The 12,895-nt window shown below is 35.6% G+C and carries 11 protein-coding genes; 6 read left to right on the forward strand and 5 right to left on the reverse strand.

What is annotated here, in order from left to right; translation table 11 throughout:
- The first annotated feature begins 117 nt into the window (after positions 1 to 117).
- Both AC1RNE_RS07350 and AC1RNE_RS07355 read left to right on the forward strand, forming a co-directional pair.
- Positions 118 to 1,350, forward strand: coding sequence for an ROK family protein (locus tag AC1RNE_RS07350; RefSeq protein ID WP_492800373.1), 1,233 nt, complete (start codon positions 118 to 120; stop codon positions 1,348 to 1,350).
- 264 nt (positions 1,351 to 1,614) lie between these two features.
- The gene (locus tag AC1RNE_RS07355) at positions 1,615 to 2,148 is read left to right on the forward strand and encodes a hypothetical protein (protein WP_492800374.1); all 534 of its coding nucleotides are present in this window, start codon (positions 1,615 to 1,617) and stop codon (positions 2,146 to 2,148) included.
- An 83-nt stretch (positions 2,149 to 2,231) separates the two neighbouring features.
- Here AC1RNE_RS07355 and AC1RNE_RS07360 read toward each other — a convergent pair whose 3' ends face one another.
- A complete protein-coding gene (locus AC1RNE_RS07360) occupies positions 2,232 to 3,104 on the reverse strand; it encodes a helix-turn-helix transcriptional regulator (protein ID WP_492800375.1) in 873 nt (290 codons plus the stop codon).
- A 123-nt stretch (positions 3,105 to 3,227) separates the two neighbouring features.
- On the opposite strand from AC1RNE_RS07360, the gene AC1RNE_RS07365 reads away from it, so the two are divergent.
- The 3 genes from AC1RNE_RS07365 to AC1RNE_RS07375 all read left to right on the forward strand — a co-directional run bounded on the left by AC1RNE_RS07365 (position 3,228) and on the right by AC1RNE_RS07375 (position 7,064).
- Positions 3,228 to 4,424 (forward strand): MFS transporter, encoded by a 1,197-nt coding sequence (locus AC1RNE_RS07365; protein WP_492800376.1) that lies wholly within the window; start codon positions 3,228 to 3,230, stop codon positions 4,422 to 4,424.
- A 242-nt stretch (positions 4,425 to 4,666) separates the two neighbouring features.
- Positions 4,667 to 5,134 (forward strand): MarR family winged helix-turn-helix transcriptional regulator, encoded by a 468-nt coding sequence (locus tag AC1RNE_RS07370; RefSeq protein ID WP_492800377.1) that lies wholly within the window; start codon positions 4,667 to 4,669, stop codon positions 5,132 to 5,134.
- Positions 5,135 to 5,264: 130 nt separating this feature from the next.
- The gene (locus AC1RNE_RS07375) at positions 5,265 to 7,064 is read left to right on the forward strand and encodes an acyl-CoA dehydrogenase FadE (RefSeq protein WP_492800378.1); all 1,800 of its coding nucleotides are present in this window, start codon (positions 5,265 to 5,267) and stop codon (positions 7,062 to 7,064) included.
- Between the two features lie 70 nt (positions 7,065 to 7,134).
- Here AC1RNE_RS07375 and rplS read toward each other — a convergent pair whose 3' ends face one another.
- Positions 7,135 to 7,494 carry a 50S ribosomal protein L19 gene (rplS, locus tag AC1RNE_RS07380; protein WP_309914035.1) on the reverse strand — a complete coding sequence of 120 codons (360 nt, stop codon included), beginning with the start codon at positions 7,492 to 7,494 and terminating at the stop codon, positions 7,135 to 7,137.
- Positions 7,495 to 7,870: 376 nt separating this feature from the next.
- Complete coding sequence (gene fbaA / locus AC1RNE_RS07385; RefSeq protein WP_492800379.1) at positions 7,871 to 8,953, reverse strand: class II fructose-bisphosphate aldolase; 1,083 nt, start codon at positions 8,951 to 8,953, stop codon at positions 7,871 to 7,873.
- 310 nt (positions 8,954 to 9,263) lie between these two features.
- Here fbaA and AC1RNE_RS07390 point away from each other — a divergent pair, with 310 nt between their 5' ends.
- Complete coding sequence (locus tag AC1RNE_RS07390) at positions 9,264 to 9,833, forward strand: hypothetical protein (RefSeq protein WP_492800380.1); 570 nt, start codon at positions 9,264 to 9,266, stop codon at positions 9,831 to 9,833.
- Here the strand turns inward: AC1RNE_RS07390 and AC1RNE_RS07395 are convergent.
- A complete protein-coding gene (locus tag AC1RNE_RS07395; RefSeq protein WP_492800381.1) occupies positions 9,817 to 10,725 on the reverse strand; it encodes a sugar phosphate isomerase/epimerase family protein in 909 nt (302 codons plus the stop codon). The genes AC1RNE_RS07390 and AC1RNE_RS07395 overlap by 17 nt on opposite strands.
- Before the next feature lie 207 nt (positions 10,726 to 10,932).
- Positions 10,933 to 12,648: a GMC oxidoreductase gene (locus AC1RNE_RS07400; RefSeq protein WP_492800382.1), complete on the reverse strand. Its 1,716-nt coding sequence runs from the start codon at positions 12,646 to 12,648 to the stop codon at positions 10,933 to 10,935.
- Positions 12,649 to 12,895: the final 247 nt, after the last annotated feature.

Consider the following 12,895-nt stretch of genomic DNA (forward strand, 5'->3'; position numbering starts at 1 on the left):
AACCCATTTAACTATCGCTTTTATATCAGATAATTCGTTTTAATATGACTATTTATCGAGATATAAAAGCCAAAGATTGATAACCTTATTTTTCACATAAACTCCATTTATTCAAACATGTCTTTTCCTTCCCTAGAATCTTCTGAGATAGAAGTATTTGATAAAGAGTCCATCGTAGATAAGAAAAAAAATAGCTTAAGACGTAAAATATTACAAGACTTATACTTCAATGGTAATAAAACAATTGCTCAGTTAACTAAAGAGATCCATACCAGTGTTCCCTCTGTTACGGCATTGCTCGAAGAATTGATGGTTGAACGTTGGATTGTTGAAATCGGTCCTGCGGAAGCTCAGTTTGGAAGAAAGCCTATTCTTTATACCTTAAATCCTAAACAACGCTATACTATTATCTTAGATATTGCTATTCATGGTTCTAAAGCAGCCATTATCAATTTGCAAAATCAAGTAGTATTTGAACAAGACATTCATTTTTGTTTAGAAGACAATCCAGCTATCTTAGATAAAATCTGTACTTCCATTGATACCATCTTATTAAAATCTGACATTCAGTTACAGGAAATCATCGGCATTGGCATTTCTATGCCCGGATTGATTAATCCAAACAATGGCTATAATTATACCTACAGAAAAATAAATCCTGAAAACCAATCGCTGGTTGAATGGCTCAAAAACAATTTTTCTATTCCTTTTTACCTTATTAATGATACCCAAGCGACTATCATTGGCGAAAACCAATTTGGGTTATCAAAAGGAATGCAAAATGTATTGTCTGTCAACATGGATTGGGGTGGAGTCGGATTAGGTATTGTATTAAATGGAAAAGTATTTCAAGGCTCAACTGGTTTTGCGGGCGAATTAGGACATATTCAAGTAAAGGAAAATGGTGAACTATGCTCATGTGGCAAAGTTGGGTGTTTGGATACCCTCACCTCGGCAGCATCATTAATTCGGAGAGTAAAAGAATGTTTAAAAGAAGGAAAAGTTTCCAGACTTGCCAAAGCTAATCTGGCTGATATTGATATTGAATTGGTGATTGAAGTGGCCAATGGTGGCGACGCCTTGGCGATTGATTTACTACATGATATTGGGAAGGAAATGGGTAAGGGCTTATCTATCGCTGTACATTTATTTAATCCAGAAGCTATCGTTATCAATGGTATTCTAGCAAAAGCTGGGCGATTCATCAGTAATCCAATAGAACAAGCTATTAATAAATACTGCTTGGTCGATTTCAAGAGTAATTTAAATATTGAAGTATCGTCTTTGGGTGAATCGGCTCGTTTGTTAGGAACGCAAGTTTATTTAATTGAACACATCTTAGTTTCCTAATCTTTTAATAAAGCTGAGATAGCTTACTATATTATATATAGTAAGGATTCATCATAATAAAAAAATAAACCTCTGCCTTAAAAGTACTGTTATAGCTAATTATTTTTTTGAATTAGTTACCTAAAAATATCATTGTATATCACTAATGTTTGTTTTTTTCCAATAGCTCATAATTTTCATATTGATAATGATAGGAAATTTGGAATTTAATTAACTTTTTGATTACTTTTATGGTCACGCCTTTTAACTAATTCACCAGAAGCAATGAAAAAGATTCTGTTCATCATTAGTATCCTATCTCTAACAAGCTGTCAAAAAAACGTTTATTTGACAGGTTCATTAATGCACCAACTTCAAGAGAATGAACTTGACCTTACTAGAATTCAATTTTATAACGACAATCCCCTTTATTTAGAAAGAGAAGTGCCATCATCTGATGCCAATATTAAATCTGGAAAGGTGGTTTTCAAAAATGGAAGATATATCAATAGGATTACACTAGAAAAAAACACGCCCGGTTTAGTACAAGTAGAAAACAACGGACATTTAATGATTGCCTTTGAAAAAAGTAATGAAGAAAGTTCTTTAAGATTTGGCCCAGTAGCTGGCGAAAAAGGAGAATATTATTATCAATTGGTTGATCCTAATGGCAATCCTATGTTTTCTCGTATAGATTACGAAGGTAGCAAGTACCTTGTCGTTTATAAAAAACCAAGGGTACGTATTATGCTTTCAAGAAGCGTTTTTACAAACATGAAAGTAAAAGTACGCAGAATGAAAGGAAACAAGATAAAGTAATAGTATAATCCTCTGATTTTAACGATATAATTTGAAGAGTAAGCTTTAGAGGCTTGCTCTTTTTATTAATACAACATGGAAATCTACTTTATTAAAGACTTCATCCAAATTTGCGGACTTACCCCTTTTGCTTTCTTAAAATACCTATTGAAGTAATTGATATCTACAAAACCACATCTCCATGCGGCTTCATTAATTTTTGTATCAGGGAAAGCATCTAGTATAGAACAGACCATTCCTAAACGATATTCATTAAGATAAGTAGTAAATGTTTTGCCTGTTTCTTTCTTAAAAAAAGAACAAAAGGCTGCTGGACTCATAGAGGCTATTTCTGAAATCTTTTCTAAAGGGATTTTTTCACGATAGTTTTCCATGATATATTTTACAATGGACTCCATACGCTTCATATTCTTGCTAATACCACTTGACACCTTGTTGTTGGGACCAATTATTAAAAAGTCTTCCTGTTTTTCGAGCAAGCTTATCAGTTTCATCAAGGAAATCAATCTTGAAATATTATCTTCATGATACATTTTTTCTAGTATCACAATTATCTTCTCGGCGGTTTCGCCCACTACCCTCACCGCATGCTGAATAGCCCGTAATCTATTGATTAAAGAACCCCATTCACTGAAAAACGCTAGTCCACTGCTTAAAAACGATGGATGAAACTGTACAAACAGTACTTCTCTGGAACCATCGGGATGACAAGTCAAAGGATCGAACATCCAACAGTGCGGCAAGTTAGACGGGGCAAAAATAACCTCTCCTTCATAGAAGGATTCGACAAAATCGCCCACCATACGGTATCCCGCACCCTTTTTGACATACAGTATTTCGAGCTCTGGATGAAAATGAAGTGAAATCTCTTGCTTATAATGTTTCTTCGAAGATACATAACGATAGGAAGCCTGAAAATCGGCATCTATTTGTTCAAATTTCACCTTATCAGTCATTGTTAAAGCTTTTATTTAGTAATAATACAAAAATAAGACAATAACTGAGTAATTCAGAACAATTTGAATCGCTATGATTTTGGTTGATTTGCATCCTATTTTAAAATCCTTACTTTAATAAAAATGAAAAAAAATATTTTTGCCCTGTCAATGGGTGCGTTTGCTTTTGGAATGGCAGAGTTTCTAATGATGAGTATATTGCCTGATGTGGCTAATGGATTAAACATTTCTATATCCAAAGCTGGCAATCTAATCGCTTCCTACGCGCTTGGTGTGTGTGCTGGAGGCCCACTCCTGATTACGATTACCCGTAACCTAAAACTGCGTACTATCTTAATAATACTCCTATCCATTTTTATGCTAGGAAGCTTAATCACCGCTGTAAGCAATTTTTATCTTATCACTATTATTGGGCGATTTGTTTCTGGTTTGCCCCATGGTGCATTTTTTGGTGTAGCAGCTATCGTGGCCAACAAGCTAGTACCCAATGGGAAGGGTACTTCTGCGGTAGCAGCAGTCATGATGGGCATGACGGTAGCTAATCTACTGGGCGTTCCTCTGGGCAATGTGATAGGTCATTATATCTCTTGGCGGGTACTTTTCCTTTCAAACGCTCTCTGTGGATTGCTTTCTATTTATTTTATTTATAAATGGATACCCGAACTTCCTGCCCTGCCTAGCACAAGGGTAAGAGAACAGTTTAGGTTTTTAAAAAAACTAAACCCTTGGCTCTTGATTATCGTCACTGTTCTTATTAATACTGGTATATTTTCTTGGTACAGTTATATCAATCCTTTTATGACTGATGTAACTAAAATAGATGTAAAATTTATGCCCTTACTGATGGTTTTGTCGGGGGGAAGTATGTGTATTGGAAATTATCTAGGTGGAAGGTTATCAGATAAATTTATGCCCAAAACCACAATCATTTATATGCAAATAGTATTAGCAATAGCATTGGGCATACTATATTTATGGGGTAGTCAGCCAATCGTTTCGTTAATAATGCTATGTATAGCAGCATCTTGTTTTTTTGGACTTTCTGCGCCTATACAACAACTATTTATCTTGAATTCAAAAGGTGGAGAAATGATGGGAGGAGCTCTGGGGCAGCTTGCTTTCAACTTGGGTAATGCTATCGGGGCAATTATAGGAGGAATTGCCATCGTCAGAGGTGGAGGAATGGAATACACCGCGTATACAGGAGTAGTTTTTCTAGTAATGGGTATCATCGTGTTCTATATTTTTAAGCGTAGGAATCAAAGCGATTCATACAAAATATCAGAAAATGTAGCGAATGATCACTTTTTGCTAAGTTAGTCTTTCTTTTAAAGTTATGCTTGTCCCTTCTTCTATGAAATACGTATTCATGGAAGAAGGGCTTTTTTTTAAAATTGTATCTATATTGATTCATTTTCAAAATTATAATATCAACAAAATGATTAATTTAGTAGTATGCTTGCATAATAATTTTTTCCTTCTCATTTTTACAATATTATGCAAAGCATAACAATAATTAAATATCCAAAACAGAACCCATTCTTTATAAATAATTAACCAATATGAAAGCAGACAAAACTGTAGATTATCACATCAAATCTGGTTGGCACGCCATTAGCAGGATGTACAATTCATTTGCCGCACCATTCGACATGACGATGGCAATTGGTTATGTATTATTGAATATTGATAAAAAGGGAACTCCTGCGACCAAAATCGCTCCTGCTTTGGGTTTAGAACCCCGTAGTTTAACAAGAATGTTAAAATCTTTAGAGGATAAAAAATGGATAAGAAGAGAAACCGACGAAGAAGACCGTAGGGTAGTAAAAGTATACCTAACCGAAGAAGGAAAAAGGAAAAGAGATAAAGCACGAGAAGGAGTATTAATTTTTAATAATGCTATTTATGAAAAAATAGGAGCCGAAAAATTGGAGATTTTCTTTGAAGTAATGCAAAAAATCAGTGAAGTAGTAGATATCGATACTGCTGGCTACAAAGCTGATAACATTGGCGAAGATGAGTTTATTTAAAGAATTAGAGAACACGAAAATAATTTTAAATGTTATGCTTGCATAACATTTTTTTTATTGCTTATCTTTACATAAAATAGTATGTAAGCATCATATTTTAGGCTTTTATTCAGAATAAATTTATAAAGACATGACAATCACAGCTAATAAAGCTTCCATCAAAGGGGGTGAGTTTTTAATTAAAGACATTGACGCTTCGCAAATTTTCATTCCTGAAGATTTTACAGAAGAGCAACAAATGATTGCACAGACTTGCTTGGATTTTCTTCGTACAGAAGTGCATCCACGCCTAGATGATATCGATTATGCCAAAAATACTGATTTAATGGTATCACTAATGGACAAAGCTGGTGAGCTTGGTTTATTAGGGACAGCTATTCCTGAAGAGTATGGCGGATTCGGAATGAATTTTAATACTTCGATGTTGGTAGCTGAGGCTTGCGGAGGTGGACATTCATTTTCGGTAGCTTTATCAGCACATACTGGTATTGGTACATTACCTATTTTATACTACGGAACTGAAGAGCAAAAAACTAAATATTTGCCAAGGTTAGCCTCGGGCGAATGGAAAGCTGCTTACTGTTTAACTGAACCAGATGCAGGTTCTGATGCTAATTCAGGGAAAACTAAAGCTGTGTTATCGGAAGATGGAAAACATTATATCATCAATGGGCAAAAAATGTGGATAACCAATGGTGGCTTTGCCGATTTGTTTATCGTTTTTGCCAAAATTGATAATGATAAAGCTTTAACAGCATTTATTGTTGAAAAAGATTTTGGTGGTATTACGATGAATGAGGAAGAACGCAAGATGGGGATAAAAGGCTCATCTACTCGTCAGATTTTCTTCAATGATTGCAAAGTACCTGTTGAAAATCAACTATATACGCGTGAAGGTGGATTCAAAATTGCGGTTAATATCCTGAATATTGGTCGTATTAAATTGGCTTCTGCGGTGGTGGGTGCGGCTAAGGGTATTATTGGCAAGGCAGTAAATTATGCCAACGAACGTAAACAATTTGGTACTTCTATCAGCAATTTCGGTGCAATAAAATATAAAATTGCCGAAATGAATGTTAAAATATTTGCTTCTGAATCAGCGTGTTATCGTGCTGGACAAAACATTGATGACGCCATTGAAGATTTATTGGCATCGGGTGTAGAGTCGGCTCAGGCAAAACTAAAAGGTGTTGAGCAATTTGCCATAGAATGTGCTATGTTGAAAGTACATGGGTCGGAAGTATTAGACTATGTTGTTGACGAAGGCGTACAAATTTATGGTGGTATGGGCTTTTCGGCAGAAGCACCGATGGACAGAGCTTACAGAGATTCTAGAATTAACAGGATTTTTGAAGGTACTAACGAAATCAACCGCTTGCTTGCTGTAGGAACAGTTGTGAAACGTGCGATGAAAGGCGAAATCAATTTGATGCCTGCTGCAATGGAAGTTGGCAAAGAAATTATGTCAATTCCAGATTTCAGTGTTTCGGATGACGAAGGTATTTTTGTAGCAGAGAAAAAGGTAATCAAAAACCTGAAAAAATCCATCTTGATGGTGGCTGGTGCTGCCTTACAGAAATTCATGATGAAGTTTGAACACGAACAAGAAATTATCATGAATTTGGCAGATATGATGATTGAGCTTTACATAGCTGAATCAACATTATTAAGGGTTGAAAAGTTGATTGCTGTGCGTGGAGAAGCTGCGTGTGCTTTACAAAAAGATGCCGCTTTAATTTACTTACACACTGCCGTAGAGAAAACAAATAATGCTGGTAAAGCAGCGATTACAAGTTTTGCTGAAGGCGACGAACTTCGAGTGATGTTGATGGGATTGAAACGTTTTACTAAAATAGAACCTATCAATTTAAAAGAAGCACGCAGAAGAGTTGCAGAAGTGGCTATCGAAAAAAACAGTTATGTATTTTAGTATTTTTTGGTTAGAAACAAAAAGGTCGTTCAATATTGAACGACCTTTTTTTATTGAAAAATCAGTATGATTATTTTTTCTTAACCAATTCTCTAACTTTTGCAGCTCTACCTTGTTTTCCGCGTAGATAAAATAATCTAGCACGACGAACTTTACCTCTACGCAATACTTCGATTTTCTCGATGTTTGGTGATAATAAAGGGAAGATTTTTTCTACACCAATACTGTTTGAAATTTTACGTACTGTAAACATTTCACCAGCACCGCTATTACGACGTTGGATTACAGTTCCTTGGAATACCTGAATACGTTCTTTAGCTCCTTCACGGATTTTGATGTAAACATTGATGGTATCACCTGCTGAAAACTCGGGCAATTCTGCACGGCGTGCAGCATTTTCAGCTTCTACGAATTTAATTAACTCGTTCATTTCTTGATTATTTTGCTGTTAAATTCTTAAATAATTTATCCAAAAGACAACCAGCGGTAACTTTAAAGGTCTGATAAACAATTGCTTGCTTCATACAGATTGCCCAGCCACATAATTGCTCTTTAATTGGGGTGCAAAGTTATGGATATTTTTCTAAATTTCAATAATGAAATTCAAAAATTATCCATAAAAAAAGAGTCAGACTTCATTATGATGAAGTCTGACTCTTTTTTGAGTTTAAGGTTTATGAGTTAAAAGTTTAAAGTACAATAATGCAATAGAATTATTTACTATAGCTTTTCATAAGCTTTAAACTAAATGAATACTAAAACTAAACTCTTCAATCCTAAACTTTAAACTCATGAACTCTAAACTACTATAAATATTGATTAGCATTCGCTGCGTTCAAATCTTCAAAAGCTAATTTCAAACGGCTAACAAAAGTTTCCTCACCTTTACGTAACCATACACGTGGATCGTAGTATTTCTTGTTTGGTGAATCTTCTCCTTCTGGGTTACCGATTTGTCCTTGTAAATAACCTTCTTTTGCTTTGTAGTATCCTAAGATACCTTCCCATAATGCCCATTGTAAGTCAGTATCAATATTCATTTTGATAGCTCCATAAGAAAGTGCCTCACGGATTTCTTCACGAGATGAACCAGAACCACCGTGGAATACAAAGTTGATTGGTTTCTCAGCAGTTAAACCATATTTTTCTTTCACAAATTCTTGAGAATTATGAAGAATAACTGGAGATAACTTTACGTTTCCTGGCTTGTAAACCCCGTGTACGTTTCCGAAAGCAGCAGCAATCGTGAAACGGTGAGAAATTTTGCTCAATTCTTCATAAGCATAAGCTACTTCTGAAGGCTGAGTATATAATTTTGAAGAATCTACGTCTGAATTATCAACGCCATCTTCTTCTCCACCTGTTACCCCTAATTCTATTTCAAGCGTCATGCCTAATTTAGCCATTCTCTCAAGGTATGTTTTACAGATTTCGATGTTCTCTTCGATTGGCTCTTCAGAAAGGTCAATCATGTGTGAAGAAAACAATGGCTTACCATGTAGTTCATAAAACTTCTCACCAGCGTCTAACAAACCGTCTAACCAAGGTAACAATTTCTTAGCACAGTGGTCAGTGTGTAAAATCACTTGAACACCATAAACCTCTGCTAATTGGTGTACGTGATGAGCACCTGAAATAGCACCTGCGATAGAAGCCTCTTGTTTACCGTTTGGTAACGATTTACCTGCATAAAACTGAGCTCCACCATTTGAGAACTGGATGATTACTGGTGAATTTACGGCTTTTGCTGCTTCTAAAACGCCATTTACTGTATCTGTTCCTGTAACGTTTACGGCTGGTAAAGCAAACTGGTGCTTTTTAGCGATTTCGAAGAGCTCTTGCACTGCATCTCCATGCAATACGCCTTTTTGAGAAGATAAACTTGACATAGTTTAATTTTTTCTTGTTAAAAACTTATTTCAACTGATTTTTTGGATAAAAGAACCCAAAAATAATTATTTTAATTGGCTTTCTTAGGTTTTACAGAATAATATTCGGCACTGACCCAATAGACCAAATATTATAAAAACTAATCTAATAACATTTAGACAAAGATACAAATTGAATTTTCGATTTTATAGTTTTCTACTAAGTACTTCATTATCAATTATCAAATGTTAAAAAATCTTAATATTTATCATTTTAAAAATACAAAATCAAGTCGGTCGTTCTCACCAAAACATTAATTGCACACATAATATGAAAACTAATTTTTTACTTATTTTTTTCTTCTTACCATTAACTGTTGCATTTGCTCAGAAATCTCCTGAAGCAAAACAACCTTTTCGTTGTCTTACTCTACAAATGACAGGCAAAACACGCAATATTCATTTTCATGAAGGCAGTGATATTATTTTAAAAACGTTTGGCAATAGGAAAAAGCAACACCTCACAATCGTTCAGTTAAGTGATAGCTCATTTTTTTATTTTCCTTATGAAGAACAACATAGTATTTTTGATCTTCAAGAAATAAAATTCAGGAATATTAAAAAAATATACTCACAAGGGCAAAAACAGCTATTTGCCCTAAAGGGTGTGGGTGCATTGGGCGGAGCAGGCGTTTTTTTATTTTCATTTGATGTACTAAACCAACTCAAGAGCCCTCCTATTGTTATTAATCCCGCTATTGTAGCGATTAGTACAGGCTTTATAGGACTTAGTTTTGTCATCAATAAACTTCAACATCCTGCTTACAAAATTTCAAACCGCCATTATTTACGGTTGTATCATATTGAAAATCCAAAATGGCATACTAAAAGTACTTTTTAATGGCTATCGGAAAATCAGGAATCGCAATTTCTGGTTCTTGAATTTCTGGATGCCAAAGTTTTTCCCATTCAAAACTATAATAACCTTTGTATCCACCCTTTGTTAATACTTTTATCGCTTCTGAAAGGGGCGTTTCGCCCTTGCCCAACAGTACGTATTCCTCTTTGCCATTTACCAAATTGGCATCTTTGATATGCGTATGTCGAATATATTGATGCAATTGTTGGTAAACAAAAGTAGGGCTTTCTTTGGTGACAGACCACATATTAAAAATATCCCAAATCATCCCAATATTCGGGTGTTCGGATGCTTTCATTATCTTTAATAGTATATCAGCCTGAATAACTTTCCCGTGAGATTCTAATAGAACGGTAACCGACGAACCTTTGGCATAGTCGCCAAGTTCCAATAATCCTTTGATGATTAAATCTATCGTTTCGTCATCATTTTGGTCTTTGGGTAAATCATTAGGGAATACCCTTATAAAGGGACAATCTAGCTTTGAAGCTAAATCGATAAATCGTTTAGCATCGTCTAATTGTGCCTTGCGTTTGATAGGATTGGCATGGTGCAATTCTGTAGAAGAACCCAAATCGACAATTTTTAACTTATTATCAGCAACCTTTCTTTTAGTCGCTGCAATATTTACTGCACTAAACTCAGGGCATTTTGTCAAATCCAATTGCTTTTGAATTCCCCTGATTTCAATACCATCATAGGCATTTTCTACGGCATATTTCAAAATGGTATCAAAAGACCAATTAGGACAGCCTAGTGTTGAAAATGACAATAAGGGTTTAGTTTTCTTGAAATCTAAAGAAACTTCAAACATAGCCAACCCCGCTATGGCGAGTGAATTAATAAGAAAATCCCGACGAGTATTTGTATTCATAATAGCTATGAGCTTTAAGTTATGAGCTTTGAGTGTTGAATTGCGAATGAGTGAGTTGTGAATTAGTGATTGAGTGATTTTTCAAACTATGAAAGAATTTTCTTATCACAATTCACAACTTGTCATCCCCTAATTTCTTGCGTCTTGTGTCTAGCGTCTTGTATCTTATGTCTAATTTCTTGCTTCTTACGTCTAATCTCTTGCTTCTCACAGCCTCTGTGCTTTCATCTGCTTTACCGCATAATCAACTGCCCTAGCAGTAAGAGCCATATACGTAAGTGATGGATTTTGAGTAGCCGTAGAGGTCATACAAGCGCCATCAGTGACAAATACATTTTTACAAGTATGCAACTGATTCCATTTATTGAGCAACGACGTTTGGGGGTCTTTGCCCATTCTGACTCCTCCCATTTCATGATTCTCTGAACCTGGCATTCTGTGGGTTTCATGCAACTGAATATTACTAAAGCCTGCCTTCGTGTACATTTCGGCAAATTGCTCATGAAAATCCTTCATCATTTTGCGGTCGTTTTCATCAAACTTTACTGATATTCTCAATTGTGGAATCCCATATTTATCTTTCAAATGTGGGTCTAACCTCACTGTACTTTCTTCTTTAGGAATGGTTTCGCCCATCATGTGTGAGCCTATTTTCCACGGGCCTAAGTCATTCTTCAACAAGGCACTTTTTAGGTTTTCGCCCATTTCATCAAAAGACTGAATAGGGCTCCTCGAAGCGGAAAAGCCAGCAGCATAGCCTCTTAGAAAGTCAGTTTCTTGTTTGAATACATTTCTGAACCTTGGTATATAGCTTGCATTGGGTCTGCGACCGTCAGTCGTAGCATCTAACATACCATCATATTCTGCTGAAATTCTGCCTTGATAGGTATGAAAAGCAATGTATTTTCCCAATAGTCCATTATCATTCCCTAATCCGTTTGGAAAACGCTTTGAAGTGGAGTTCAATAAAATCAGGTTGGAATTGATGGCAGAAGCATTCAAGAAAATGATGTTCGCATAATATTCCGTCATTTCTTGGGTAATAGCGTCAATTACTCTCACCCCTTTGGCTTTTCCTTTTTGCTCATCATAAATAATAGAATGTACGACCGAATGCGGACGAAGCGTAAGATTCCCTGTTTTCTCTGCCCAAGGAATAGTGGAAGCATTACTACTAAAATATCCCCCAAACGGACAGCCTCTTTCGCATAAAGTACGGTTTTGACATTTCCCACGTCCTTGCTTTACATAAATCGGCTTGCTTTCGGTAATGTGGGCTGCTCTTCCGATAATTACATGCCTGCTGGTTGCATAGTTTTTAGCTACTTGCTGTTTAAAATGTTTTTCAACACATGACATTTCGTGGGGTGCCAAAAATTCGCCATCTGGTAATTCTGGCAATCCATCTTTATTGCCAGTAATACCTGCAAATTTTTCAACATAGCTGTACCAAGGGGCAATATCTGCATAGCGAATGGGCCAATCTACGGCAAATCCATCACGAGCAGGCCCTTCAAAATCAAAGTTGCTCCATCGTTGGGTTTGTCTAGCCCATAAAAGCGACCTCCCTCCTACTTGGTAGCCTCGCATCCAAGTAAACGGATCATCTTGAATATATTCTTGTTCAGCATCTTTTACTAAAAAATGTAAGGTACTTTCTCCGAAAATATAATGGTCGCGTGGGATTTTATATTCGTCGTGCAGTGCTAATGGTACTTTCCCATGATGTTCAAATTCCCACGGGTTCATCATTGTAGTTGGATAGTCGGTTACATGTTTTACATCTCTCCCTCGTTCTAAAACCAACGTTTTTAAACCCTTTTCTGTTAATTCTTTTGCAGCCCACCCTCCACTGATTCCAGAGCCAATTACGATGGCATCAAAAGTTTGTTTTTTACTACTATCAATATTAAAGTATGTCATATTTTAAATTACACTTGATGAGTCTATAGCCTAAAAAGCTAAATTTTTAGTTCAATTACTTAAATTAATCAATAGATTTTTTAACTTTATCCTGATTAGTAAATCTAATTCCTCAATGCAACGCTTTATACTGCTTTACCTGTCTATATAATTACTACACACCAACCCTTTTTATTAAGATTTATACCTCCTCTACAGCTTACATTAATCATCATATTTCTTATAAATTCATGAGTTAGAATTCATG

It is taken from the genome of Arcicella sp. GW822-FHT02H01 (assembly GCF_058802005.1).

Coding starts and splice junctions, on each gene's coding strand:
- AC1RNE_RS07355 (WP_492800374.1), top strand. CDS start 1,615: ATGAAAAAGATTCTGTTCATCATTAGTATCCTATCTCTAACAAGCTGT.
- AC1RNE_RS07400 (WP_492800382.1), bottom strand. CDS start 12,648: ATGACATACTTTAATATTGATAGTAGTAAAAAACAAACTTTTGATGCC.
- AC1RNE_RS07365 (WP_492800376.1), top strand. CDS start 3,228: ATGAAAAAAAATATTTTTGCCCTGTCAATGGGTGCGTTTGCTTTTGGA.
- AC1RNE_RS07375 (WP_492800378.1), top strand. CDS start 5,265: ATGACAATCACAGCTAATAAAGCTTCCATCAAAGGGGGTGAGTTTTTA.
- AC1RNE_RS07390 (WP_492800380.1), top strand. CDS start 9,264: ATGAAAACTAATTTTTTACTTATTTTTTTCTTCTTACCATTAACTGTT.
- AC1RNE_RS07350 (WP_492800373.1), top strand. CDS start 118: ATGTCTTTTCCTTCCCTAGAATCTTCTGAGATAGAAGTATTTGATAAA.
- AC1RNE_RS07395 (WP_492800381.1), bottom strand. CDS start 10,725: ATGAATACAAATACTCGTCGGGATTTTCTTATTAATTCACTCGCCATA.
- fbaA (WP_492800379.1), bottom strand. CDS start 8,953: ATGTCAAGTTTATCTTCTCAAAAAGGCGTATTGCATGGAGATGCAGTG.
- AC1RNE_RS07360 (WP_492800375.1), bottom strand. CDS start 3,104: ATGACTGATAAGGTGAAATTTGAACAAATAGATGCCGATTTTCAGGCT.
- rplS (WP_309914035.1), bottom strand. CDS start 7,494: ATGAACGAGTTAATTAAATTCGTAGAAGCTGAAAATGCTGCACGCCGT.
- AC1RNE_RS07370 (WP_492800377.1), top strand. CDS start 4,667: ATGAAAGCAGACAAAACTGTAGATTATCACATCAAATCTGGTTGGCAC.